At 68.1% G+C, this 24643-nt stretch carries 22 protein-coding genes; 14 read left to right on the top strand and 8 right to left on the bottom strand.

The window, feature by feature from the left end; translation table 11 throughout:
- Positions 1-5 precede the first annotated feature (5 nt).
- Positions 6-2294, top strand: coding sequence for an ATP-binding protein (locus tag ACZ5ZX_RS31810; RefSeq protein ID WP_465505671.1), 2289 nt, complete (start codon positions 6-8; stop codon positions 2292-2294).
- A gap of 24 nt (positions 2295-2318) precedes the next feature.
- Here the strand turns inward: ACZ5ZX_RS31810 and ACZ5ZX_RS31805 are convergent, their stop codons facing one another.
- From ACZ5ZX_RS31805 to ACZ5ZX_RS31795, 3 genes are all read right to left on the bottom strand, one after another.
- Positions 2319-3017, bottom strand: a complete 699-nt coding sequence (locus ACZ5ZX_RS31805) for an esterase/lipase family protein (RefSeq protein WP_465505670.1) — start codon at positions 3015-3017, stop codon at positions 2319-2321.
- A gap of 167 nt (positions 3018-3184) precedes the next feature.
- Positions 3185-4126, bottom strand: a complete 942-nt coding sequence (locus ACZ5ZX_RS31800; protein WP_465505669.1) for a hypothetical protein — start codon at positions 4124-4126, stop codon at positions 3185-3187.
- A gap of 202 nt (positions 4127-4328) precedes the next feature.
- Complete coding sequence (locus ACZ5ZX_RS31795) at positions 4329-4679, bottom strand: helix-turn-helix domain-containing protein (RefSeq protein ID WP_465505668.1); 351 nt, start codon at positions 4677-4679, stop codon at positions 4329-4331.
- Between the two features lie 795 nt (positions 4680-5474).
- Here ACZ5ZX_RS31795 and ACZ5ZX_RS31790 point away from each other — a divergent pair.
- From ACZ5ZX_RS31790 to ACZ5ZX_RS31765, 6 genes are all read left to right on the top strand, one after another.
- Complete coding sequence (locus tag ACZ5ZX_RS31790; RefSeq protein ID WP_465505667.1) at positions 5475-5735, top strand: hypothetical protein; 261 nt, start codon at positions 5475-5477, stop codon at positions 5733-5735.
- A 766-nt stretch (positions 5736-6501) separates the two neighbouring features.
- On the top strand, positions 6502-8136 hold the full coding sequence (locus ACZ5ZX_RS31785) for a fatty acyl-AMP ligase (protein WP_465505666.1): 1635 nt from the start codon (positions 6502-6504) through the stop codon (positions 8134-8136).
- On the top strand, positions 8129-8392 hold the full coding sequence (locus tag ACZ5ZX_RS31780) for an acyl carrier protein (RefSeq protein WP_465505665.1): 264 nt from the start codon (positions 8129-8131) through the stop codon (positions 8390-8392). The genes ACZ5ZX_RS31785 and ACZ5ZX_RS31780 overlap by 8 nt, the downstream gene beginning before the upstream one ends.
- A gap of 5 nt (positions 8393-8397) precedes the next feature.
- Entirely contained in the window at positions 8398-8709 is a 312-nt protein-coding gene (locus ACZ5ZX_RS31775) for a hypothetical protein (RefSeq protein ID WP_016333370.1), read from the top strand.
- Complete coding sequence (locus ACZ5ZX_RS31770; protein ID WP_465505664.1) at positions 8709-11576, top strand: WXG100 family type VII secretion target; 2868 nt, start codon at positions 8709-8711, stop codon at positions 11574-11576. The genes ACZ5ZX_RS31775 and ACZ5ZX_RS31770 overlap by 1 nt, the downstream gene beginning before the upstream one ends.
- A gap of 20 nt (positions 11577-11596) precedes the next feature.
- Entirely contained in the window at positions 11597-11998 is a 402-nt protein-coding gene (locus ACZ5ZX_RS31765; RefSeq protein ID WP_465505663.1) for a hypothetical protein, read from the top strand.
- Positions 11999-12002: 4 nt separating this feature from the next.
- Here ACZ5ZX_RS31765 and ACZ5ZX_RS31760 read toward each other — a convergent pair whose 3' ends face one another.
- The gene (locus ACZ5ZX_RS31760; protein ID WP_465505662.1) at positions 12003-13349 is read right to left on the bottom strand and encodes a GntP family permease; all 1347 of its coding nucleotides are present in this window, start codon (positions 13347-13349) and stop codon (positions 12003-12005) included.
- 145 nt (positions 13350-13494) lie between these two features.
- On the opposite strand from ACZ5ZX_RS31760, the gene ACZ5ZX_RS31755 reads away from it, so the two are divergent.
- The 3 genes from ACZ5ZX_RS31755 to ACZ5ZX_RS31745 all read left to right on the top strand — a co-directional run bounded on the left by ACZ5ZX_RS31755 (position 13495) and on the right by ACZ5ZX_RS31745 (position 16542).
- Positions 13495-14376 carry a LysR family transcriptional regulator gene (locus ACZ5ZX_RS31755; RefSeq protein ID WP_465505661.1) on the top strand — a complete coding sequence of 294 codons (882 nt, stop codon included), beginning with the start codon at positions 13495-13497 and terminating at the stop codon, positions 14374-14376.
- A gap of 69 nt (positions 14377-14445) precedes the next feature.
- On the top strand, positions 14446-15495 hold the full coding sequence (locus tag ACZ5ZX_RS31750; RefSeq protein WP_465505660.1) for a tartrate dehydrogenase: 1050 nt from the start codon (positions 14446-14448) through the stop codon (positions 15493-15495).
- Between the two features lie 165 nt (positions 15496-15660).
- Positions 15661-16542, top strand: a complete 882-nt coding sequence (locus tag ACZ5ZX_RS31745) for a manganese catalase (protein ID WP_465505659.1) — start codon at positions 15661-15663, stop codon at positions 16540-16542.
- Positions 16543-16668: 126 nt separating this feature from the next.
- Here ACZ5ZX_RS31745 and ACZ5ZX_RS31740 read toward each other — a convergent pair whose 3' ends face one another.
- The gene (locus ACZ5ZX_RS31740) at positions 16669-17631 is read right to left on the bottom strand and encodes a zinc-binding dehydrogenase (RefSeq protein ID WP_465505658.1); all 963 of its coding nucleotides are present in this window, start codon (positions 17629-17631) and stop codon (positions 16669-16671) included.
- Between the two features lie 77 nt (positions 17632-17708).
- On the opposite strand from ACZ5ZX_RS31740, the gene ACZ5ZX_RS31735 reads away from it, so the two are divergent.
- Together ACZ5ZX_RS31735 and ACZ5ZX_RS31730 are read left to right on the top strand one after the other, a co-directional pair.
- A complete protein-coding gene (locus ACZ5ZX_RS31735) occupies positions 17709-18344 on the top strand; it encodes a TetR/AcrR family transcriptional regulator (RefSeq protein ID WP_465505657.1) in 636 nt (211 codons plus the stop codon).
- A gap of 159 nt (positions 18345-18503) precedes the next feature.
- Entirely contained in the window at positions 18504-19673 is a 1170-nt protein-coding gene (locus ACZ5ZX_RS31730; protein WP_465505656.1) for a serine hydrolase domain-containing protein, read from the top strand.
- Between the two features lie 76 nt (positions 19674-19749).
- On the opposite strand, the gene ACZ5ZX_RS31725 is transcribed toward ACZ5ZX_RS31730, so the two are convergent.
- Entirely contained in the window at positions 19750-20235 is a 486-nt protein-coding gene (locus ACZ5ZX_RS31725) for a universal stress protein (RefSeq protein ID WP_465505655.1), read from the bottom strand.
- Between the two features lie 7 nt (positions 20236-20242).
- The gene (locus ACZ5ZX_RS31720) at positions 20243-21814 is read right to left on the bottom strand and encodes an MDR family MFS transporter (protein ID WP_465505654.1); all 1572 of its coding nucleotides are present in this window, start codon (positions 21812-21814) and stop codon (positions 20243-20245) included.
- An 85-nt stretch (positions 21815-21899) separates the two neighbouring features.
- On the opposite strand from ACZ5ZX_RS31720, the gene ACZ5ZX_RS31715 reads away from it, so the two are divergent.
- A complete protein-coding gene (locus ACZ5ZX_RS31715) occupies positions 21900-22481 on the top strand; it encodes a TetR/AcrR family transcriptional regulator (RefSeq protein ID WP_465505653.1) in 582 nt (193 codons plus the stop codon).
- Here the strand turns inward: ACZ5ZX_RS31715 and ACZ5ZX_RS31710 are convergent.
- Entirely contained in the window at positions 22469-23359 is an 891-nt protein-coding gene (locus tag ACZ5ZX_RS31710) for a LysR family transcriptional regulator (protein ID WP_465505652.1), read from the bottom strand. The genes ACZ5ZX_RS31715 and ACZ5ZX_RS31710 overlap by 13 nt on opposite strands.
- A gap of 101 nt (positions 23360-23460) precedes the next feature.
- Here ACZ5ZX_RS31710 and ACZ5ZX_RS31705 point away from each other — a divergent pair, with 101 nt between their 5' ends.
- A complete protein-coding gene (locus ACZ5ZX_RS31705) occupies positions 23461-24336 on the top strand; it encodes an NAD(P)H-binding protein (RefSeq protein WP_465505744.1) in 876 nt (291 codons plus the stop codon).
- Positions 24337-24643 lie beyond the last annotated feature (307 nt).

Genomic DNA, 24643 nt, shown 5'->3' with positions numbered 1-24643 from the left:
CGGCCGTGTGGACCGACTCCCGCACCGGTGACGCGTCCCCTGCCTGGACGGAACTGGCCACCTACGTCGGCAGGCAGGAGGAGGATGCCGAAGTACGCAGGCTGCTCGGGTCCGCGCGTCTGGTCACGTTGACCGGTCCGGGCGGGGTGGGGAAGACCCGCCTCGCCGAACAGGTCGCGGCCAGGATCTGCCGGGCGTTCGCCGACGGGGTGATCGGAGTGTCGCTCGCCGAAGCGCGCGACGAGCGCTTGCTCGCCGGTTTGATCGCGCACCGGCTCGGGCTGCACGACCGGTCGCTCGAGCCCACCCTGCACACGGTCGCCGGCTATCTGCGCGAGAAACAGCTTCTGCTCGTGCTCGACAACTGCGAGCATCTCGTCGCGGGCTGCGCCGAGCTGGTCACCACGCTCTTGCGCCACTGCCCGCGGCTGGTGGTGTTGTGCACCAGCCGGCGGTCCCTCGGTGTGACCGGTGAACACGTTCACGCCGTGCCGCCGCTGACCGTCCCATCCGGACACATCACCTCCGCGCGGGAGCTCGCGGCCGGCGAGGCCGTCCAGCTGTTCGTCGATCGCGCCCGCTCGGTATTGCCATCGTTCCGGCTCACCGACGCCAACGGACCGGACGTGGCCAGGGTGTGCCGTCAGGTGGACGGGCTGCCGCTGGGCATCGAACTCGCCGCGGCCCGGATCCGGGCGCTTTCGCCGCACCAGATCGCACAGCGGCTCGAAGACCGTTTGGCGGTGCTGAGCACCGGCTCACCCACCGTGCCCGAACGGCAGCGCACCCTGCGGGCGACGGCGGACTGGAGTTTCGCGTTGTGCACCGAGGCGGAGCGAGCGGTCTGGGCGCGGTGCTCGGTGTTCGCCGGATCCTTCGACCTGGCCGCGGCGGAGTACGTCTGCGCGGGCGGTGTACGCGGTGAGGACGTCCTCGCCGCCGTCGACGGTCTTATCGACATGTCGGTGCTGCAGCGAGAAGACGCCGGTACGACCGTGCGTTACCGAATGCTGGAGACGTTGCGCGACTACGGTCACGAGCAGCTGGTGGCCCAGAACGCGGATCGCGAGGCCGCCCGCAGGCACCGGGATCACTATGACCGGCTGACCTTCGACGCCGACACCGAATGGTTCGGGCCACGCCAGCCCGAGTGGAGCGACCGGCTGCGCGCCGAGCACGCGAACCTCCGCGTCGCGCTGACGTGGTCACTCACTGAACCCGGCGAAGCCGCTGTGGCGCTGCGCATGGCGACCCGCGTCTCCGAGTACTTCGTGATGAGCGGGGCCGCGCGCGAGGCCAGGGAGTGGATCGATCGCGCGCTGGCGGCCGTGGACGAGGACGAACCTGGGCGGGCGCTCGCGCTGAGCACGTCGGCACTGTGCGCGTTGTTCCATTCCGACCTGCCCTTGGCCCGCGCCCGGCTGGACGAAGCGGCGGCCCTCGACACCGCGGAGGCCGACGCGCATCTCGACTATGTCCGGAGCTTCGCCGCGATGCTGTGTACCGAGCCGACGGTGGAGCTGGCCGCGAAGGCGGTGCGGGCCTTCGCCGAACGCGGCGAGGTCCGCAGGCAGATGCATCCGCTGTTCATCCTCGGGATCTCGGTGGCCTACCGCGGCGACCTCGACCTCGCGCGGGCCCTGCTGCGCTGGATGCTGTCGCTGTGCGAGGACGCCGGTGACAGCCACTACCGTTCGATGGCCCTCTTCGGAATCGGTGTCGTCGAGGTGTGGTTCGGCGACGCCGGGGTCGCTGAGACGGCGATGCGCGAGGCGCTGCGGATCGACCTGCGTGCCCGCGACAGGCTCTCCGCCGCGTACCGGGTCGACGGGCTGGCCTGGGTCGCGTCGCGGCAGGGCGGGAACACGCGGGCGGCAAGGCTTTTCGGCGCGGCGGCCACCATGTGGGAGCGCTGCGGAGCGACTCCCGACGTCGCCGTGTCGATTCCGCACCGATGCTTCCGCGACGCCACTCGCGACGCCCTCGGCGTCGACCGGTTCGAGCGCGCGTTCGCCGAGGGACGGTCGATGACCCCGGCCGAAGCCGCCGGCGACGACCGCGTCGAGGAGTCCCTGCGGCTCCCGCGCTCGTCGTCCCCGCTGACCCGCCGGGAAGCCGAGGTCGCGGATCTGGTCGCCGAAGGAATGACGAACCGGGAGATCGCGCGCCGTCTGGTCATCGCCCAGCGCACGGCCGACACGCACGTCCAGCACATCCTGACGAAGCTGGGTTTCGCGAACCGCACCCAGCTCACGGTCTGGGTCATCGAACGCCGCGCGGCCCACGGGAACTGATCCCGCGGGCCGCGCGGCGTCCGGTCATGACAGCGCCCGCACCACCAGGTCGGCGACCTTGTCGTCGCGCAGCATCGCGAGATGACTGACGCCGGGCACCTCGATGTTGTGCACGCCGTCCAGTTTCGAACTGGTGGCCGGGGTGACCACGCCGTCGTTCGGCGACCAGATGACGGTGCCCGCCACGTCACCGGGCACCGCCTCGCCCGCGTTGAGTTTGGTGAGGAACCCGGAGCCGGGCTGCATTTCACGGCAGGTGACCTGCCACGCGCAGAGTCCGGCGTTGGCCGTGCCGTTGTTCGGTCCGGCCAGCGACACCCAGTCGTCCACCTTGCCGGCGCACGCGCCGTACTTGACGCAGTAACGGCTGTTGAGGCTGCCCATCGAATGACCGACCAAGTCCACTTTCGACGCACCGGTGCGGCTCAGCACCTCATCGACCTTCGCGCCGAGTTGTTCCGCGGTGAGGACGTTGGACTGCGTGATGGTGTTGTAGCCGAACGTGAAGATCTGATCGTCGCGGTACCCGGCCTGCTTCAACGAGGCAGTGAACTCGGTCCAGTTGCCCGGGCTGCCGAACAACCCGTGGATCAGGATCACCGGATCGCGTTCGGCGGCCACCGGCGAATCCGCCGCGGCCGGAACCCAGGACTGGACAAGGACCCCGGCGGTGGCCATGGCGGCCACCGCGATGGCCGCCACACTGCGGCGCGCACGCTTCATGAGACTTTTCTCCTCGCACCTGGCCAAGACCCTCGCGATCTCGGTCACAGGCACACACCGTCTCGTGATCGCGCGGCCGGGACATCGGCAGAACTACGGAGTTGTCCCTACGTACGTGAAGGCCCCTTCCTTGCGCCCAGGATCACGAACAGGACGGCTGAGGGAAATCAGGTCGTACAGTTCCTGGGTGAACTCACATTGACCTTGGCTCCGGTGAACTCCTCGAGTATCGCGATGTTCTCCGGGGCGTAGTTCTTGGCGACGATCTTGTCCACGTCCGCGCTGCCGAGTTTGGTGGCATAGGCCGCGGATTGATCGAGCCAGTACGCCGACCGCAGGAACTCGATGAGCACCAGTTCGCGCAGCGCGGGTTCGGCTTTGATCCTGGTCCAGTAGTCGGCGTGCTTCGTCTTGGCCGTGCGCAGGTAGAGCAGGAGATAACGGATGTTGGTGGCGACGATGTCCCTGGAATTGCTCGCTCCCACGCCCTGGATGTACTCGGCGACGACCGTCGCCGCGGGCAGTCCCATGAGCCCGGCGTTGAGTTCGGCGAGGACTCCCTGGAGGCGATACGTTCCCTGCTGCGCGTCCCGCAGGTAGATGTCGTCCATGGAGGAGGTGAGCTTGTCCGTGATCAGCGGCAGGATTTCGCGACGGGGGAATCCGCCGTGCAGAGGCACCTTCATCGCCTTCCGGGACGCGTTGATCCACGCGGACAGGTAGACGTCCCAAGAAGTTCTCGACGGATCCAGGTCCCACATATGGGTTTCCTCGTGAATCGCCACCATCAGTGATTCGGCGAGGGCGTTGAAACTGGATTTCTCGACGAACTGGCTGAAATACTTGTCATTGGCTTGAGCGGTCGCGAGGCCTTCACCGCTGGGCCAGCGGCGTTTGTACACGGCTTGGATCGTCTGCAACCACTTCGAAGACTGGAAAGCGGCCTTGATGTCGCTTACATCGGCCTTTGGCTGCACGGGTTCTTCGTAGCAGAACGCGGCGCGCGTCCCGCCGGGGTTCGAAGCGGGTTGTGCGGCGGCGACGGGAAACTGGACGAGGGACAAGGCGAGGCAAGCGGACAGCAGTGAAACGCGGAATTCGCGGCGCATGAAGACCTCGGTTCACGGTAGGACTTCCGTGGGTCAAGACGGAAAGTGTCTCCTACTCGGCACCGTCGTCTCAATGATATCGCTTCGTGTACGACTGGACGGCCCAGGTGTTACGGCGGCGTACGGAGGAGTGAACCCCCGGACATGCGAACGGCACGCGGCGCTGGAGCCGCGTGCCGAAGGGGTGGAGAGAGGTGGTTCGTCAGTCGCGCGTGTTGCCCTCGTTGGCGAGGCCTTGAGACCGGTTGAGGTTCTGGGCTTCGTGGAGCTGGTCTTCGAGGGTGACGATGCGGCAGGCGGCGTCGATGGCGGTGCCCTGGTCGACCATTTCCCGCACCCTGGCCGCCAGGCGCAGCTGATGCCGGGAGTAGCGGCGGTGCCCGCCGGCGGACCGTTGCGGGGTGATCAAACCGGCCTCGTCGAGGCTGCGCAGGAACCCTTGGGTCGTGCCGAGCATGTCGGCGGCCCGGCCCATGGTGTACGCGGGGTAGTGCTCGTCGTCGAACCTGTCGGCCCCGCTGGGCGTGGCCGGTCCTTCTTGGTCAGGGATCATTCCACCTCCACATCACGAAGGGCCCCGGGTGCCGAACGGCACCCGGGGCCCTCAGGGTTGGGTTTCACCATTGTCAACCGGCGTTTCGGCCGGCTTCCTGCACCCGCGTCCGTCGGAAAACCGGACCTTGCGGGGATCGCTCATTCGTGACCGAGAACCACCTCCGAACTCGATGGAACTACGGCACCCGCGCGGCGCTACGTGGTCGCTGCGGGCGATCCAATGATGATGCCGTTCCCTTCTTTCCTGTGTTTTCCACTTACTGGGTACTGCAACTGCTGGTACTGCAACTTCAACTACTGGTACTGCTGGTACTGCGATTTCACCTACTGCGAGCGTCACTGCTGGAACCCTTTCACTGATCGGTCCCAGCACGCTGACGCCGCTGGTCACTGGCCGGAGCCCCGTTCACTGATCGGCTCCGGCCACCTGACCGGTCCTGCAACTGCACTTGCCTACTGCTGATACTGCTCAACTACTGGTACTGCACTTCTGGTACTGCAACTGCTGATATTGCTGCTCCAGGACCGGTACTACCTGGCAAAACCTCTTCACAACACGGTCCTGGAGTACTGCTCCCGGTCACCAGCCGGAACCTGTTCCTTGATCGGCTCCGTCCTGCCTGACCGCCTTGTCTCACCTCGCGGGTAGTTACGTTCTCTCCCGCGCCTGCTTGACGTTGTCTCTCTCGGTACAAGGAGAACACTACACACACCCGTCGTTGAATGTCTACTCCCGTCAGCATAGATTTTCTGCGGCGTGTCGGACGGAGTACGGGAAGAGGGGCTCACGGCCATGAGTGACGAGGTCATGCGGGATCCGCTCGACGAGCGCTACGGCCTCGTCGGTGTGCGTGACCTGGAGGAGTACGCCGAAGCCCTGACCCTGCTGCTGGAGCGGGGACGCCGGGAACGGTTCGCGGCGTTGCTGTCGGAGGCCGAGGCCTACGCGGCGGCGGAGCTGCTGGGCCGCTTCGCGCAGCTCGACCCCCGGGGTGCGCTGAACCAGCTGGCCGCGTCACTGGCGAGCCGTCTCTACAGCCGTCTCGGTGCCTGACGCTCCGTGAAGGCCCCCTTCCCTCGGCTCAGCCGCAGTGCCAGGAACTTATTTGAGGGGTAACTCAAATGTGGGGTGTCCTGAAGGACCCCTTTGAGACCTTCAACGTCTCAAAGGGGTCCTTCAGGACATCACGCTTCGACGCTGGGGCAGCGGTGTTCCCGAGGCTCTCCAACTGTCCATAAAGGATTCGCCGAGGGGGCGATTCGTCCGATTGATCACCCTTTGCCCGTGTTATCGAGTCCGTGAAGGCCTCCTTGAGGGACTCTGGGTCCCTCAAGGAGGCGTGGTCTTGTGTACCTACGTCTGACCAGCAGATGAGTAGTGATTCGGCGGGCGGTCGAGCGTGTCTGTGAAGGATTTGGGACGTTGAGTGTCCCAAATCCTTCATAGACAGCGGGGATCGTCACCGGTTCGGAGGCTGATCAAGGGCACCTCACTCAGGTCGCCGGTACGGGTGCGAGACCTCCATCAGTAGGTCAACAAATCAGTGCTCGCCAAGGAGGCCTTCACGGACCATCGACACCATCGACCTTCGTCGGCGAACAGTCACTGCCCGAACGGACGGTACTTGCTGGAGCCGGGCTACCCGACCTGGGCGAACAGGTCCGACACGCGACCGCGCCACCGTTGCGGCCGCCAATGTGGCATGGGAGACGCTCAGCGCCCCCAATGCCAAATCAGGGACATCGGATCGCGGCACGAGCCGGGTTCGGCCCACCCCTCGCGGGACCGGCCCGGACCGCTCACGAGTAGGTTGCCGCCGGTGGATGTTCCGGAGCAGGTTCTGCGCACCTCGATCATCGAGCGGTTGTTCGCCCGTGCCGCCGATCCGCGCCCGCTGTTCACACATCAGGACCACAGCGCCGGGGTGGACACCACGTTCACCTGGACGGAGTTCGTCTCCCGGGTGCGGGAAGTCGCGGGGACGCTGCGCCGGATCACGCGGCCGGGTGATCGCGTCGCCGTGCTCACCGGGCAGGACCTGAATTACCCTCTCGCCTTCTACGGGGCACTCGCCGCCGGGCTGGTGGCCGTGCCGTTGATGGCGCCGGGCAGCCACGCTCAGCGAGGCAGGCTCACCGGTGTCCTCGCCGACTGCGACGCACGGGTCTGGCTGACTTCCTCGGCCGCCGCCGCGAAAACACGGGAAGCCGGGACGCCCGAACATCTCGTGGTGGTCGACGAACTTTCCGGGCCTGGCGCCGATCCGCTCCCGGTCGCGCCGGAAAGCCCCGCGTATCTGCAGTACACGTCCGGGTCGACGCGGGAACCCGCCGGTGCGGTGATCCCGCATCGCGCGGTCGCCGCGGCCTGCTGGCAGGCGAGCCGGGCCTACGCCGTCGACGAGGGCACGACCTGTGCCGGCTGGATTCCGTTCTTCCACGACATGGGCCTGATCCAGCTTCTGTGCCTGCCGGTCTTCGCCGGCGCGCGATCGGTTTTCATGGCCCCCGCGGAATTCGTGCACAGGCCCGCGAGATGGCTGCGTCAGCTGGCGGATCATCCGGCCGTGTTCACCGCCGCGCCGAACTTCGCGTTCGACCTCGCCGCCGACGCCGCCGGGGAGGCGGGAGACGACCTCGACCTTTCGGGCGTGCGTGTCGCGCTCAACGGCAGCGAACCGGTCCGGCCGGGCACGATCGCGCGGTTTCACGAGGTCTTCGGACCGCGAGGGTTCCGGCCCGAAGCCCACCGGCCGTCCTACGGCCTCGCCGAGGCGACCGTGTACGTGGCGAGCGCGGACGAGACGGGACCTCGGAGCGCGGTGTTCGACCGCGAGGCCCTCGCGCAAGGCCGGGCGATGGAGGTACCGGACGGCAAGGAACTCGTCTCGGTCGGCCGCCCGCTCGGACAGCGGGTCCGGATCGTCCGCGACGGGGTGGCGCAGCCGGACGGGACGGCGGGGGAGATCTGGATCCACGGCCCGAACGTCGCGGCAGGCTACTGGGGGCGCGGCGACGCCGCCGCGTTCGAGGCCGAACTCGAAGGGAGCAGCGGCTGGCTGCGGACCGGGGACCTGGGGGTCTTCCACCGCGGCGACCTCTACATCACCGGCAGGCTCAAGGATCTCATCGTCATCGACGGACGCAATTTCCATCCGCAGGACATCGAGGCCGTCGTCGGTGAAGCGCATCCGGCGATCCGCCGCGACCGCGTCGCCGCTTTCGGTGTGCGGGACGAAATGGGCGAAGGGGCAATGGTGGTGGCCGAATGGGCAAAAAACGCCGAAGCCGATGTCAAGGAAGTCACCAGGATGGTATTGCGGAAAGTCTCCCGCGAACATGATCTGACGTTGCGTTCTGTCCGTCTGGTCCCCTCCGGTGACCTTCCGCGTACTTCCAGTGGCAAGGTGGCGCGTGCGGCGGCGAAGGCACGTTATAGTCGGCGCCGTGGTTGATCACCGCGCGGAGGTCGTGAAGGTCGTCAGCGAGACTTTTCGGCTTGATCCCGCCGAAATCGAGCTCGACGCACCGCTGGAAGAGCTGGGTGTCGACTCCAAGGGACGGATAAAACTCCTGTCGGCGCTGGAGATCTACCACGACGTGAGAATCGACCTCGACCAGCTGGACCGGTTCACCGACATCGGGTCGGTGGCCGAAGTACTCGCCGAGGCACTCGGCGGCAAGGCCGGCGGATCCGACGAAGGGCGCTGAAAAGAATGAGCGGGGGCTTCACCGCGGCGACCGATGCGCTTTCATCGGCGTCGAAGAACATCGGAAAACTGACGGAACAGTTGTTGGAAGACAACCCGGATCTGTCGAGCACACCGGTGAACGCGGCCGGCTTCGGCCAGGCGCACGGCGATCACGCGAAGAAGTACACCGACGGCGTGGCGGCGTTGTGGGCGTCGGTCCAGGGGTACAGCACCACGCTCGGCTCGTTCGGCACGAACCTCGGCACCGCCGGCACCGCCTACGGCACCAATGAGGACGAGCAGAAGAACAAGATCACCAAGACGGGGATGCGCTAGTGGCCATCGAAACCTCCTGGACCGACGTCAAAGCCGTCCTCGACGACCCGGCCGTTCCCGCCGAGAAGAAGACCCAGCTCATCGGCTCGTGGATGCGGACGCATCCGGCGCCCCCGCCGTGGACGGCGGACCAGGAGCCGGAGGAGATCAAGCAGAAGCGCAAGGAAGCCGAGAAGTACATGGCTTCCTACAACGCCTATCCGTTCATGCCCTACGACGACGACGTCGACAAGGTCTTCAAGGACGCGAAAGGCGCGGGCGATCAGGCCAGCTTCAACCGGAAGGCGGAGAAGAAGGCCGTCGACGAAGGCAACAAGAAACTCGACGGCACCAAGGAACCCACCGCGGAAGGCGCCGGGACCAAGACGTCGGACGAGATCTTCGACGCCGCCGCGCCCGCGCTCAAGGTCTTCGAGACCTTCGGCTCACTGCTGGCGAAGCTCCCGGAGGACTGCCGGGGCACCACTCGCGCGCTCGATTTCGAGAAGGACATCAAGAAGCCCTTCGACGAGCAGCGCGGTATCAGCTTCAAGAACTTCGTCGACGACGCCGCCCACTTCAAGACCGGTTCGAAGACCGTCCAGAAGGCCATCGACGACACCGGTTCCCAGCTGAACACCCTTTACGGGACGTGGACCGGGAAGGCCGCCGACGCTTCGTCGGAGAACTACAACGAGAAGATCCTGCCCAAGGCCAGGAAACTCGCGCAGACACTGGACAACGCGAGCGAAGCGACGCTGCACACCACCGCCACGGTGTTCAAACTGTGCAAGGGCAAGGCCGACACGGTCATCGACCTCTACAAGGAGATCGTCGGCAAAGCGGACTTCCCGATGGCGCAGAAGGTCATCGCCATCGCCGCCGGAGAGAAGAGCGGTAAAGAGGACCTCGGCGCGATCGCGGGCTGGATGGACGTCAACTTCGGCTCCAACCTGGTCCAGCAGCTGAACAACGACGGCTGCTGCGACGACGACGAGTTCAAGAAGGCCGGCCAGAATCTCGCCAAGCAGTGGATCCAGAGGCAGTTCATCCCGGAGATGTGGGACATCATCTACCAGGGATTCGCCAAGTCCTGCAAGGAAACCAAGGATTTCGTCAACCAGGCCTACGACGAGCTCGACAAGATCATGGGCAAGGTCAAGAACGAGTTCGAAGGCGGGGACAAGGGCGGTGCCGGCGGTCAGGGCGGTGGCCCCGGCGGTTCGGGCAACGGTGGTCCCGACTTCACCGGTGGTTCCGGCGGCGGTCCAGGTGGGTCCGGTAAGGGCGGCGGTCAGGGCGGTGGCGCCGGCGGCGGTCCTGGTGGTGGCTCCGGCGGTGGCCCGGACTTCACCGGTGGCGGCTCGGGCGGTACCGATGGAGGACCGGGCGGTGGCCCCGGCAGTGGCTCGGAAGGTAGTCCCGGTGGCGGTCCGGGTGGTGGCGCCGGTCCGGCGGGCCAGCCCAAGCCTCCGCCGATCCCGGAAGTGAACCTTCCGCAGGGCGGCGGTCCCGGCGGTGGAACGCCGGGCGGTGGCGGATCCGGTTCCGGGCCGGACGTGCCCAAGGACGAGACGTCACCCTCTAGTTCGGCTCCGCCGCCGTCGTCCGGCGACGAGCAGAAAGCGGCCGCCGAAGAAGCGAAGAAGCAGGCCGCGGCGGCTGCCGAAAACGCGAAGAAACAGGCTGCCGAGGCGTTGGGCAAGCTGGGCGACGGTCCCGCCGGTGGCGAGCCAGGCGGTCCCGGTGGCAGCACCGACGCGGCCGCCGAAGCCAAGGCAGCGGCCGAGAAGGCCACTGAAGAGGCGAAGAAGCAGGCTTCCGAGGCGCTCGGCAAACTCGGTGACGCCCCCGGCGGCATGGGCGACGGCGATGCCGAGGAGTCCGCCGAAAAGGCCGCTGACGACGCGAAAAAGAAGGCCTCCGAACAGCTGGACAAGCTCGGCGACGATCTGCCCGGCGCGGACGGCGACAAGGCGGCAGGCGACAAACCCGGTGCGGACGGCGACAAGGCCGAAGACGGCGAACGCGAAACCCTCAAGGTCAAACAGGGCGACAAGACCTTCGAAATGACCGAGCCGGACAAAGACGGCGAGATGGAGATCAAGGTCGGCGACGGTTCCGGACCGGCCAAGGACTTCAAGCTCGACTGGACCGGCGACGGTGACGAGTCCAAGCTGGGCTCCGCTCCCGGGTCCGACGACGGGAAACCGGACAAGGACGGTGTGCACCGCCCCGGTCCGGACGGCAAGATCCACATCCAGGACGGCGATGTGAAGATCACGGCCGAACGTCCTGACGGTCCGTCCGGTCCGACGGTCGTCACCGTCGACGACGGCACCGGCAAACCGACCACCTACACCCTCGGTGAGGACAATCCCCGCACGGACAAGGCCGCACACCCGCTCAGTCCCCTGACCGGAACGGTGCAGTCGGAGCCTCGTCCCGGTCTGGCCTCGCACGACGTCGCTCCCCCTGTCGGTCTCAACGGTGACAGCGGCGGTAGCGGTGGCGGCGGTGCCGGAGGCGGTGGTGGCGGTGGTTCCGCGGTCGCGACCCCGTTCGAAACCGGGACCCCCGCGGCGAGCCAGCCGTTGACCGAAGGCGTGCACACCGGCGGCGGGACGCAGCAGCCGCAGCACGTGGCTTCGGCAGCCGCGCCCGCCGCGATGGGCGGACCGGCGGGGCAGTCGTTCGGCGGCGGTGCGATGCCGCCGATGGGCGGTATGGGCGGCGGTGGCGCGGGCGGCGGAGGCGGCGACCAGGAGCGCACCAACCGCGCGTACCGGATCGAGGGCGAGGTCTTCGACCAGCTCAACGAGCCCACCGGCCGGATCACCGGTTCACTGCTGGACGACGAGGATCAGCCTGCCGCCCGCAAGCGGTGAGCCGGAGCAGGGGAGAACAGATGAGCGCCGATGACACCTCCGGGATGAAGGCAACCCTCGACGGTCTCGTCCGTGAGCAGGCGGAGCGCCGGGCACTGCGGGATCAACGGGCCGAGGAGATCAAGGCCCGCTCGCAGGAGTTCATGACCAAACAGGTCCAGACCGCCCAGCGCTACGTCGAGCACCGGCGGGAACTGGGACAGCGCAAGACGAAGTCCGGCTGGAGCACCGATCGGTCGCACGCGGAGCCGGGCGCCGGGTCGGCGTTCGACGACACGCCGAGGTTCGACGACGCCCCGTTCACCCCGGAGCCGGCTCCTGCCCGCACAGGGCGGGACGCGCCCCGGCGGGCTCCCCGGCCTCGGCCGATGCCGGCGGACGACGAAGACGACGCCTTCCTCAACAACCGTTGGCGTGAATGACCCGTCAGATGGCGACGTCGAGCAGCAGGACGATCGGGAGCGAGATCACCGAGGCCAGTGACATGGCGACGGTATGGGTCTTGAACGTGCCCCGGGTGCTCAGTCCGAGCAGCGAGTGGAACATCCAGAAGAAGTTGCTGCTGACGTGCGGGAGGAACAACGCGCCAGAGCAGGCCGCGAGGGCGACCAGCACCACCGGGACGCCCAGTGAGCCCGCGATCGGCGCGAGGATGCCGGCCGCGGTGATCGCCGAGATCGAGATGGACCCCATCGCGATGTGCAGGATGGCGGCGATCAGCCAGACGAGTACCAAGGGTGGCAGGAATCCGGTGCTGAACGAACTCGCCAGCACGTCTCGCAGTCCCGATTTCCCGATCACCTCGGCGACCGAGCCGGAGAGCCCGGACAGCACGAGAATGGGTCCGGCCATCGCCAGCGCCTTGCCGACGGCCGCGTCGGCCTGCTGACGGGGGAGGACGCGCCGGGCGAGCAGCAACGCGAGCCCGGCGCCGATCGCCATGGCGATCATCGGCTCGCTCAGCAGTGCGACCGGTCCCAGCGGGAACCGGAAGGCTTTGGCGAGCGCGCCGAGGGCGATCAGCGAAAGCGTCACCAGCACCGGCGAGACGGACAGTGCGAGAGGTAGCCGGTGTCCCTCCCCGTCCGGTTCCTGGACGACGGCGACAGCGTGATCGCTCGCCGCTTCCAGTTCGTCCGCGGCCGGATTCCAGCGCAGCGCCCGGCGCAGCAGCAGGCTGAAGAGCAGCGTGGTGAGCACGGCCGTGGGGAGGCCGACGGCCAGCCCGAGCAGGAACATTTCCCCGAGTGGCACGCCGAGCAGGCCCGCGACGGCCAGCGCGGCCACCCCCGGCACGACGAAGACCAGGCCGACCTCGATCCCGGCGGTCAGCGCACCACCCATGAGTGCGACGCCCCGGGGCCCCAGACGGACGCCGAGGCGCCGGGCCAACGGCGCGGTGAGCACCAGCACGACGTCGGAATAGATGGAGGTGAACAAGGTCGACAGCGACACGGCGAACACCATCGGGACACGTTTCTCGCCGAAGATCCCCAGCAGCCGTTCCAGGACGCGGTTCAGGGTGTTCGTGGCGGTGAGCAGCGAGCCGATGACCACGCCGAAGGTGATGAGCAGGCCGATCTCGGCCAGCACGTCGCCGAATCCGGTGGCCAGTGCTTCGGTCGTCCCGCTCGCCCCGAGTCCGGTGGCCAGCCCCAGATAGGTGGCGCCGAGCACCAGGCCGAAGATCGGCGGGGTCTTGAGCCAGGTGATCAGCACGACGATGCCCACGATGGCGATACCGGTGTGGGCAAGCAGCCAGGCATCGGACACGGTGCCCTCCTCGGAACTCGCGACGGGACGGCGCCGGTGCCGTCCCTCATGGCGACCCAGTAAGCCCCGCCGCCGGGTCGCCGGTCCAAGACCGGGATGCTGGCAAGGTGATAGGCCCCGGCTATCGACCACGAGGAGGCCCGGCGTGGACGCTCGTCAGTTGAGGTATTTCCTGGCCGTCGTCGACGCCGGAAGCGTCCACCGGGCCGCGGAACGGCTTTACGTCGCCCAGCCGTCGGTCTCCCAAGCCCTGCGCGCACTCGAGCGCGACCTGGGTAGCCTGCTGTTCCACCGGACCGGCCGTCGGCTGGTGCTGACCGCCGCGGGACACGCCCTCGTCGAGCCCGCCCGCGAGGTCATGCGCGGGCTGGATCTCGCCCGCGCCACGGTGGAGGCCGTCGACGGTCTGCTCGGCGGGGAGCTGGTCATCGCCTCGATGCCGTCGCAGTCGGTCAGTCCGCTCACCGGCCTGATCGCCGCTTTCACCGCCGTCAACCCGCTCGTGCGGATCTCGGTCCGCGCGGCGAGCACCCCCGCCGACGTCGGGAGGATGCTCACGACCGGCGACGCCGAACTCGGTGTGGTGGCGGCATCGCCGTCGACAACGCCGTTGCCCGGCTTGGTGGCACTACACCTGGAGACCCAGCGCTTCGCCGTACTGGGCCGCGACGAGGCGGCTCTGCCTCCCGGGGATCCGGTCCGGCCGGCCGACCTCGCCGGTGCGGCGCTCATCGTCGGCCAGCAGGGCACGGGCATGCGCGCGGTCGCCGACGCCGTGCTCCGTGCGGCCACAGGCAGCCGGTTCGTGGTCGAGGTGGAACACCGGGAAGCCGTCCTGCCGCTCGTCCTCGCCGGAGTGGGGATCGCGGTGGTCAGCGACTCCTGGCGCGCGCTGGCGCAGGCGGCGGGTGCCGTCGTCCGTGCGCTGGACCACGCCGATTCCCTGGAGGTGTCCCTGGTGTCCCGGCCGGGGCGGCTGAGCCCGGCCGCCGCGGCTTTTCACGGTCTGGCGGACGGCAACCGATAGGCGCAGCCTCTCAGTGAAGCAAGAACTGCGTCTTGGACGTACCCGCCCGGCTCGTCGTCCACTGGACCCATGATCAGCTACCGCATCGCGCTCATCCCCGGCGACGGCATCGGCACCGAGGTGCTTCCCCCGGCTCAGGCGGTGCTCGCCGCCGTCGGCAGGCGGCACGGGATCGAGTTCACCTACGACTCCTTCGACTGGTCCTGTGAGCGCTACCTCGCCGAGGGCGCGATGATGCCGGCCGACGGCCTCGACCGGATCCGGCGGCACGACGCGATCCTCCTGGGCGCGGTCGGCTGGCCCGGCGTGCCGGACCACGTTTCGCTGTGGGGGCTGCTGATCCCCATCCGGCGCGGCTTCCGGCAGTACGTCAACCTGCGTCCGGTGAAAGTGCTCGACGGGGTGCCCAGCCCGGTGCGCGGCGCCGGAGCCGTCGATCTGGTGGTGGTGCGGGAAAACGTCGAGGGCGAGTACTCCGAGATCGGCGGACGTCTCGGCCGTGGCACCGACGACGAACTGGCGGTGCAGGAGGCGGTGTTCACCCGCAAGGGAGTCACTCGCGTCGTCGAGTACGCCTACGCGCTGGCCGGCGGGCGCGGGCACCACGTGACGTCGGCGACGAAGAGCAACGGGATCGTCCACACCATGCCGTTCTGGGACGAACTGGTGGAAGAAGTGGCCCGGCGGCACGAGGACGTACGCACCGACAAGGAGCACATCGACGCGCTCGCCGCCAAGCTCGTCCTGGCCCCGGAGCGGTTCGACGTGATCGTCGCTTCCAACCTCTTCGGCGACATCCTCAGCGATCTGGCCGCCGCGGTGGCCGGGAGCATCGGCGTCGCGCCGGCGGCGAACCTCAATCCGGAGCGGGAATTCCCGTCGATGTTCGAGCCGGTGCACGGTTCCGCTCCCGACATCGCCGGGCAGGGCAAGGCCAATCCGCTGGGCGCCATGTGGTCGGCGGCGATGATGCTCGACCATCTGGGTCATCCTGAGGCGGGTGAGGAAGTGCTGACCGCCGCGTCCGGCGCCTTGGCCGACGGCATCAGCACCGCTGACCTGGGCGGTACCGCGGACACCGCCGGGTACACCCGCGCGGTGCTCGACCGGGTGGGATGAACACCTTGGTGTGAAGGGGCGTGCCCTGGGTACCCGGCGGACTGTTCGCCTGGTTCCGGGCTGGAGACAGCCGTCCCGGAGCCGTCCCCGACTTTTCACCGGCGCTCGTACCGGAGTGAACCGCGTCGTCGCGGTGCGCCCCGGCGAGCGCTCATGGAGGTGTTCATGTTCCGCCATACCAAACTTCTTCAGTTCGAAGCCAAGCCCGAGAAGCCCGACCCCGTCTACGCCCGCAAGCTCCAGGAACTGATCGGCGGCGCGTACGGCGAGCTGACCGTGACCATGCAGTACCTGTTCCAAGGGTGGAATTGCCGGATCGAGGGCAAGTACAAGGACCTGATCATGGACACGGCCACCGAGGAGATCGGGCACGTGGAGATGCTCGCGACGATGGTCGCCCGGCTGCTGGAGGGCGCTCCGGCGACGACGATGGCCGAAGCGGCCAAGGATCCGGTGACGGCGGCCATCCTCGGCGGGATGGATCCGCAGCAGGCGATCGTCGCCGGCGGCGGCGCGCTGCCCAACAACAGCCAAGGGGTGCCGTGGAACGGGGGCTACATCGTGGCGAGCGGGAACCTGCTCGCCGATTTCCGCGCGAACGCGGCGGCGGAGGCGCAGGGCCGGTTGCAGACGGCGCGGTTGTACAACATGACCGACGACCCCGGCGTGAAGGCGATGCTGCAGTTCAACCTCGCCCGTGACACCGTGCACCAGAAGCAGTGGCTGGCGGCCATCGAAGAACTCGAAGCGGACGGCCTGGAAGGCCCGCTCGCGCCGAACGCGTTGTTCGACGAAGAGAACCAGGAACACAACAACACCGTGTGGGGCCTCTCCGATGGCACGGACGGAAGCACCGCAGACTGGAGCTTCGGTGGCGAAGGGATCGAATACCTGACCGATCCGGAGCCACTCGGCGGTCCGGGTACAGCGCCCAAACCCGATCCGGCCCTGTACGGCACCTACGCGCCGATCCAGGACGCCGTCGGCACGGTCAAGGGCAAGGCCAAGGAGGCGAAGGCCAAGGCCGCCAAGAAGAGCAAGCGTTAAGCGAATCCGCGTAGCCTCAAGTCAGGAAAGTCCGTGAAGGCCTCCTTCCCTACCTTGAGCGTAGGGAAGGAGGCCTTCACGGACACGCCACCTCCGGCTTACCCTCGGCCAGAACCGTCGAGTTTTTTACTGGCTTGGCCTCAGCACGATCCGGCCGAACACCTCGCCGTCGTCCATCTTCCGGTGCGCCAGCACGGCTTCCTCCAACGGCAGGAGTTCGTGCACCACCGCGCGCAGTTCGCCTCGTGCCGCGGCGGCGAACTGCGCGGCGCTCACGGAGCGCCGATCGGTTCCGGGCACCGAGTCGGCGCTGAAAGCCCCGAACGACAAGGACTTCCGGAACGTCGCCAGTATCTTCGCGCCGAAGTCCGCCGGTGGCATCCCGGCGACCACGCCGACGAGTACCATCCGGCCGTTCGGGTCCAGTTTGTCCACAAAGGACGGCAGGTCCGGTCCGCCGACGATGTCGATGATGACGTCGTAGCCCTCGGGACCGTCTCCGTGGCCAGAGCGGTCCAGTACGTGCGTCGCGCCCAGTTCGCGCAGGCGCTCACCTCGTCCGGCCGAGGACGTCGTGACCGCCACGGCGCTCGCGCCACCGGCGGCCGCGAGCTGCACCGTCATGATCCCGATGCTGCCCGCCGCGCCGCGCACCAGCACCGACTCGCCGGGAGCGAAGCGCGCGTGGGCGAGGGCGAAATGGGCGACCATGCCGGAAGTCCCGAGCGCCACCGCGTCGGCGGCCGGCAGGTTCTCGGGGAGCGGCAGGACGGCCTCGGCGGGGACCGTCTTCCGCTCGACATACCCGCCGCCCTCGCCGGTGGACGCCCATACGCGGCGCCCGATCCACGCCGGGTCGACGCCGTCGCCGACCGAGGTGACGGTGCCTGCCACCTCGTTGCCGGGAACGTGTCCTTCCTGGAAACCGAAGCCGGCGAGAGCCCCGCTCCGGATCACGGTGTCGACGCCGCCGACGCCGATCGCTTCGACGCTGATCAGCACCTCGCCCTCGGTGGGAACGGGGGAGGGACGATCGATGACCGCCAGTCCTTCTGGGCCGCCGAACTCCCGGATCTCGACTGCTCGCATGGTGTCTCCTGATCTTTGCTCGCTGACCAGGCGGACGCTAACGGACGCCCCCGTCCGTTTTGGCTAAAGTGAGAGTGGTGACCAGTCGTTTGCCTCGGATCCCGCGCTCCGACGCCCTGGACAACCGCGAACGCATCCTCGAAGCGGCTCGCGCGCTGTTCGCCACCGAAGGCCTGAACGTGCCGCTGCGGGAAGTCGCGCGCCGCGCCGAAGTCGGACCCGCCACGCTGTATCGCCATTTCCCGACCAAGGAGATCCTGGCGACCGAGGCCTTCGCCGACCAGATGCGCAGCTGCCATTCCGTCGTCGAGGAGGGGCTCGCCGATCCGGATCCGTGGCGCGGTTTCTGTTCCGTCATCGAGAAGATCTGCGAATTGCACGCTCGGGACAGGGGTTTCACCGCGGCATTCGTTTCGACGTTCCCGAAGGCGGGGGATTTCACCGCGGACCGCGACTACGCGCTCAAAGCGATCGCCGAGCTGTCGGCCCGCGCCAAGGGCACCGGGAAGCTGCGCCCCGACTTCGTCCTCGACGACCTCATCCTCATGCTCATGGCCAACAACGGAATCCAGGCCGCGTCGCCGGTGGCCCAGGTCGCGGCATCCCGGCGGTTCGCCGCGCTCGTGATCCAGGCCTTCCAGGCCACGCCGGAAAACGCGCCGCTGCCGCCGGTGGCACGGCTGGCACTGGTGGCGCCGGGGCTGACGCGTTGAGTCACTTCCGCCGTCGTCATGATGGCGCAACCCCTCGAAAGGACGTGGTCGCGAGCTGAAACCCTGAGGCGACCCCTGCCCGTCGCTACTTCTTCAGAGGTAGGGGCATAGTCCTTGAGGCCGATGCCGGATGAGGCGATGCTTCGTAGTTTTGCCGGTATGAAAAGAACTTCAGTGATCGCCGCCGCTCTTTGCGTGGCCACGGTGGCTTCCCCTGGCCTCGCGACCGCGGCCCCGGACACCGCGAGTCCGCTGAGGACGACGTTGCAGCGTGACGCCGACGCGTTGGTGGACGGCGGTTCGCCAGGGGCGCTGGTCGAACTGGCCACCGCCGACGGCGGTGTCAAGGTGCGCAGCGGCCACGGCGATCTGCGGGCCATGACCCCGATGCCGTGGAACGGGCACTTCCGGATCGCCAGTTTCAGCAAGACCTTCCTGGCCGCGACGATGCTCCAGCTCGTCGGAGAGGGCCGGCTTTCCTTGGCGGACAAGGTGGATCGGTGGCTGCCCGGGGTGGTGAGCGGCAACGGCAACGACGGCCGCGCCATCACCGTCCGGCAGTTGCTGCAGCACACCAGTGGCCTGCACGACTACATGGCGGAACTGGACATCTTCACCGAGAAAGGCTTTCTGCGGCACCGATTCGACCGGCTCAGCGCGTCCGACGCGGTGAAGCTGGCGGTCGGCAAGGCGCCCGATTTCGCGCCGGGGACGAGCTGGGGGTATTCCAACACCAATTACGTGCTCGCAGGGCTGGTGACCGAGAAAGTGACCGGCCGAAGCTGGCAGCAGGAGATCACCGAGCGGATCATCCGTCCGCTGGGCCTGCGGGAGACCTCGTTCCCTTACACTTCACCGTTCCTGCCGGCGCCGTCGATGCGGGGCTACGCCCGGTTCGTGGTGGAGGGCTCGAATCCGCCGCGGCTCGGACGGCAAGTGGACGTCACGCTGATGAATCCGGCGATGGGCGGCGGTGCCGACGGTTCGCTCAACAGCACCACCGAGGACGGCAACAAGTTCCTCCGGGCGTTGATGAGCGGCAAGGTACTCGAACCCGCTTTGCTGGCCGAGATGAAGAAGACCGTGCCCGCGCCGGGACTCGGCGCGTACGGGCTGGGGCTCGTCCGGACGGCGGGCTCCTGCGGCGACTACTGGAGCCACAATGGCGCGCTGCCCGGCTTTCTGACGGGCAACGGCGTGACCGAGGACGGACGGCGCAGTGTGATGGTGTCGCTGAACAGCAGCACTCCCTACAGTCCCGGCGCCGAGCCGCCGGAGGGAGGCCCCTTCGCGTCCGTGATCGACCACGCCCTCTGCGGCCGCGGCTGATCTTTCCGTGGCGATTCGTCCGTTGATCAAGCTCGTACCGATCAAGGCCTGGGCGCCTCACGGAGCTCGGCGGCGGTCAGGGAACCACCAGCACCGGCCAGTGCCCGGCCTTGATGAGCTTCGTCGCGACCGAGCCCGCGAACCGGTGACCCGCCTTCTGTGAGGCGCCGACCACCACCGTGTCGACCTGGCCACGGTCGGCGGTGTCGCGGAGCGCGGTGTACGGATCGCCGTAGGTCTTCAGGAAACTGACCGGCACTTCCAGTTCCTCGGCCGACGCGCGGATCTGCTCACGGAGTTCGGCGTACAGCTGCAGTGTCGTGTCGTGTTCCACGGTCGCCGCCACCGCCGGGCCGAGACTCGTCAGCGCGGTGCGGGAGACGACGAAGGCGACGATCAGCCTGCCGCCCTCGCGCCGTGCCATGCCGAAAGCGAAGGCGGCCGCCCGCATCGCCGTGTCGGAGCCGTCGACCCCGGCCAGGATGGCCCGCCCCGAGTGGTGCCGGGGCGGGCCGAAACGCTCCACAGTGGACTCGAAGGCCCTGGTCGCGTCGCCGTTCATCGCGCGCCTACCCGGCGACCGCGTCGGACACCGGGGCTTCCGCCTTCGTCTCCACGTCGAGGGTGGTGCGCAGGGTGAGCGGCTTCAGCAGGAGAGCCGCGATCACGCCGACGACGCCCACCGCCGCGGAGATCAGGAAGATGTGCGCGGTCGCGTCGCCGTACACGGTGTGCACGATCGTCTGGACCTCCGGCGGCAGTGCCTTGAGGTTCAGCGCGCTGACACTTCCCGTCGACGCCTGCCCTTCCGGTACGTGCAACGCGGTGGACAGATCGGCGGTGACCCGGTTCGCGAGCACCGCGCCCAGCACCGAAACCCCGATGGTGCCGCCGAGCGACCGGAAGAAGGTCACCGACGCGCTCGCCGCGCCGAGGTCCCGCAACGGCACGGTGTTCTGCACGGCGAGGACGAGGTTCTGCATCGTCATGCCGACACCGATGCCGACGACGGCCATCGCGATGCCGACCAGCCACAGCGGCGAGGCGTGGTCGACCGTGCCCAGCCCGAGGAAACCGGCGACCAGGATGATCGTGCCCGCCACGATGTACGGCTTGATCCGGCCGGTGCGGCTGATCAGGCGGCCGGACACGGTCGAGGACACGAGCACGCCCGCCATCATCGGGATGGTGAGCAGACCCGCCTCGGTGGGGGAGTAGCCGCGGCCGATCTGGAAGTACTGGCCGAGGAACACCGCGCCGCCGAACATCGCCATGCCGACCGCGAGACTCGCGATGATCGCCAGTGCGGGGGTGCGCTGGGTGACGATGTGCAACGGGACGACGGGTTCGCGGACCTTCCGCTCCACCAGCACGGCGAAGACGAGGAGCACGACGCCGCCGGCCACCATGACGGCCGTCTGCCACGAAAGCCAGTCGAAGGTGTTGCCGACGAACGAGACCCAGATCAGCAGGACACTCACGCCCGCGGCGATGAGCCCGGCGCCGAGGTAGTCGACACGCACGTTCTCCCGGCGCACGGTCTCCAGCTTCAGGGTCCGCTGCAGCACGAGGAACGCCGCCACCGCGATCGGCACGCCGACGAAGAAGCACCACCGCCAGCCCAGCCACGGCACGTCCACGATCAGCCCGCCGAGCAGCGGACCGCCGACGGTGGCGACGGCCATGACGGCGCCGAGGTAGCCGTTGTAGCGGCCGCGTTCCCGTGGCGGGATGATCGCCGCGATCACGACCTGGACCAACGCCTGCAGACCGCCGACGCCGATGCCCTGGAAGGCGCGGGCGGCGATCAGCTGCCCGGTGTTCTGGCTGAACCCGCTGATCATCGACCCGATCACGAAGATCACGATCGCGATCTGGACCAGTGTCTTCTTGTTGAACAGGTCGGCGAGCTTGCCCCAGATCGGGGTGGTGGCCGTCGCGGCGAGGAGGGTGGCCGTGACCACCCAGGTGTACTGGGTCTGCGTGCCGTTCAGCGAGCCGATGATCAACGGCAGGGCGGTCGAGACGACCGTCGAGCTGATCATCGCCACGAGCAGCGCCAGCAGCAATCCGGACAGCGATTCGAGCACCTGGCGGTGCCCCATCGCGCCGGGCGGCGCCGTCGTTCCTTCGGTCTTCATGGCGTCCCTTCGGGCTTCGGACAATTATTGCTCATTGTGCAAACTTGCACAGTGGGTACTTTATTCCCCTCGCTACGCTGTCTTGGTGGACACCCTCGACACGCTCCGCACCCGCAAGAAGGCGGCGACGCGGCAATCACTGCACGAGGCCGCGCTGCGCCTGGCGATGGAGCACGGTCTCGACGGCGTGACCGTGGAGGAGATCGCCGACGCGGCCGGGGTGTCCCGGCGGACGTTCTCGAACTACTTCGCGAACAAGGAGGAGGCGATCCTGCACGCCGACCGCGAGCGGACCGGCCTGCTCGTGTCGCTGGTCGAAGGCAGGCCGTCCGGTGAGAAGCCGCGGCAGGCGCTGCGCGCGGCGTGCCGCGAGCTGTACCGGGCGCGTCCCGTCCCCGACCGTGAATGGGTGGCGCAGTTACGGCTGCTGCGGCGGCACCCGTCGTTGCTCGCCCAGCAGGCCAGCGATCACTTCGCGCTGGAACGCGACCTGACGGCCGTGCTGCTCGCCAGGGGGCACGGTCTCGATCAGGAGCTGGCCCGTCTCACGGCTGCGACCTTCCTTGCCGCTTTACGGACCGGGAACGTGCTGTGGCTGGAAGGTCCGGGCGATGAGCCGTTGCCCGACGTCGTGGACCGGGTGCTGAGCCGCGTTCAGGTCCGCTGACCGATCGCGTAGGCGGTCGTCACCACCGTGGTGGCCGCGCGGACGAAGGCGGCGACGGCCGGTGAACGGGAGTCCTGCGGCCACATCACGGTGAGCGTCGTGGGCTCCAGGTCGTCGACGGCCAGATACGTGATGCCCGGCCTGCGGTAGCGATCCGCCACCGACACCGGCAGGAAACAGACGAGGGTGCCCAGTTCGACCAGTTTGAAGATCTGCGTCAGATCCGACACGGGACCGTGGGGCGCCACGGTGGCGGGCGGGCCGTCCGAAGGGCCCTGATCGGCGGGTGCGCCGTCGGGCAGGTGGCGTCCAGCCAGATCCGCCAGGGTCAGCCGCGACCTGGCCGCCAGCGGGTCGTTCGCGGCCAGCGCCACCAGCCGGGGTTCGGTCAGCAACGGTTCGAAGTCCAGACGGCGCGCGTCGAACGGACTGGGGACGAGCGCCACGTCCGCTCGCCCGTCACGGAGTTGCCTCGGCTGTTCGCCCCGGCCGCCGAGGATCAGTTCGATCGGCAGCGCGCCGTCCTCGGCCTCGTAGGCCTCGATGATCTTCGGCAGCAGACCGGCGTCATGGTCGGCCTTGAGTGCCAGCCGCAGCCGCGGATCGGGGCGGCCCGCCTGCCGTGCCCGTCGCTCCGCCGCGGCGACCGCTTCGAGCGCGGTTCTGGCGTCCCGCAAGAAAACCTCGCCCGCCGCGGTCAGCGTGACCTGGCGGGTGGTGCGTTCGAGCAGTCGGACGTCCAGTCGTCGTTCCAGGTCCCGGATCGCCCTGGACAACGGCGGCTGCGCCATCGAAAGCCGCTCGGCCGCCCGCCCGAAGTGAAGCTCCTCCGCGACCGCCACGAAATAGCGGAGCTGCCGCGTCTCCAGGTCACTCATATCGCCAGGGTATCAATGGCGACCGAGCCGGTCCTTCAGTCCGACGGCCGTCCCGCCTTGACTGGATGACGTCGAAAATCCCCTATCACCTCGGAGTCTTCATGATCGTCGTCACCGCGCCGACCGGACAGATCGGCAGCCAGGTGCTCGGCACCCTCCTCGAAAGCGGCGAGGCCGTCCGTGTGATCGCCCGCGATCCCGCCCGTCTTCCCGATCGTGTCCGTGAACGTGTCGAGGTCGTCAAGGGCTCGCACGGCGACATCGACGTCGTCAACGAAGCCTTCGCCGGTGCCGACGCCGTGTTCTGGCTCGTCGCCGCGGACCCCCGCGCCGAGAGTCTCGAAGCCGCCTTCGTCAACTTCACCCGGCCTGCTTGCGAGGCCTTCGAAAAGCAAGGCGTCGCCCGGGTGGTCGGGATCTCGGCCCTCGGCCGTGGCGTCGCGAAGAACGCCGGGCACGTTTCCGCGTCGCTGGCCATGGACGACCTGATCGCGGGCACGGGCGTGAGCTATCGGGCGTTGACGATGCCCACCTTCATGGACAACCTGCTGTGGCAGGCCGGGTCGATCGGGAAGGACGGCGTCTTCTTCGCGCCCGTCTCGGGTGACCGTAAAGCGCCGACCTGTGCCACCCGCGACATCGCCGCGGTCGCCGCCGGATTGCTGCTCGACCGGTCGTGGCACGGCGTCGCCGACGTCCCCGTGCTCGGCCCGGAAGACCTGTCCCAGAACGACCTCGCGGAAATCATGACCGAGGTGCTCGGGCGCCCGGTCCGCTACCGGCGGGTTCCGCTGGACGCCTTCCGGGCGACGCTGCTCGAAAACGGGCGGTCCGAGGCGATGGCACAAGGGATGGCCGACATGATGGCCGCCAAGGACGCGGGACTGGACAACGCCGAACCGCGGACCCCGGAGGCCACCACGCCGACGACCTTCCGCCAGTGGTGCGAGGAGGTGCTCAAACCGGCCGTCTCGTGAGTGATGACGGTTCTGGCCAAGGGTGAAGGTTCGTTTCCTCGGCTCAGCCGAGGGGTAAGCCCAACGTCTCGTGATTGTGGGTGGTCTATTCGCAGACGTAACGCGCGTGCTCAGGCGCGTAACTCGCGTGCCTGGGTCCCGCACTCGGGTGTTCCGGCTCGCAATAGGGACTGCGGGTGTCCACAAGAGACACATTTCCGGATGCAGAGCGTTAGAGCGAACCTCTCTTAGGTACTTACTCGTCACCTGCGGGCCTGGCTCGTGGGGGAAGCGCGTGAAGGCCCCCTTCCCTCGGCTCAGCCGAGGG

This window comes from Amycolatopsis sp. NPDC033938, assembly GCF_055575975.1.
Note: the sequence above shows the minus strand (reverse complement) of the source record. Positions and strands in the feature narration are given on the sequence as shown.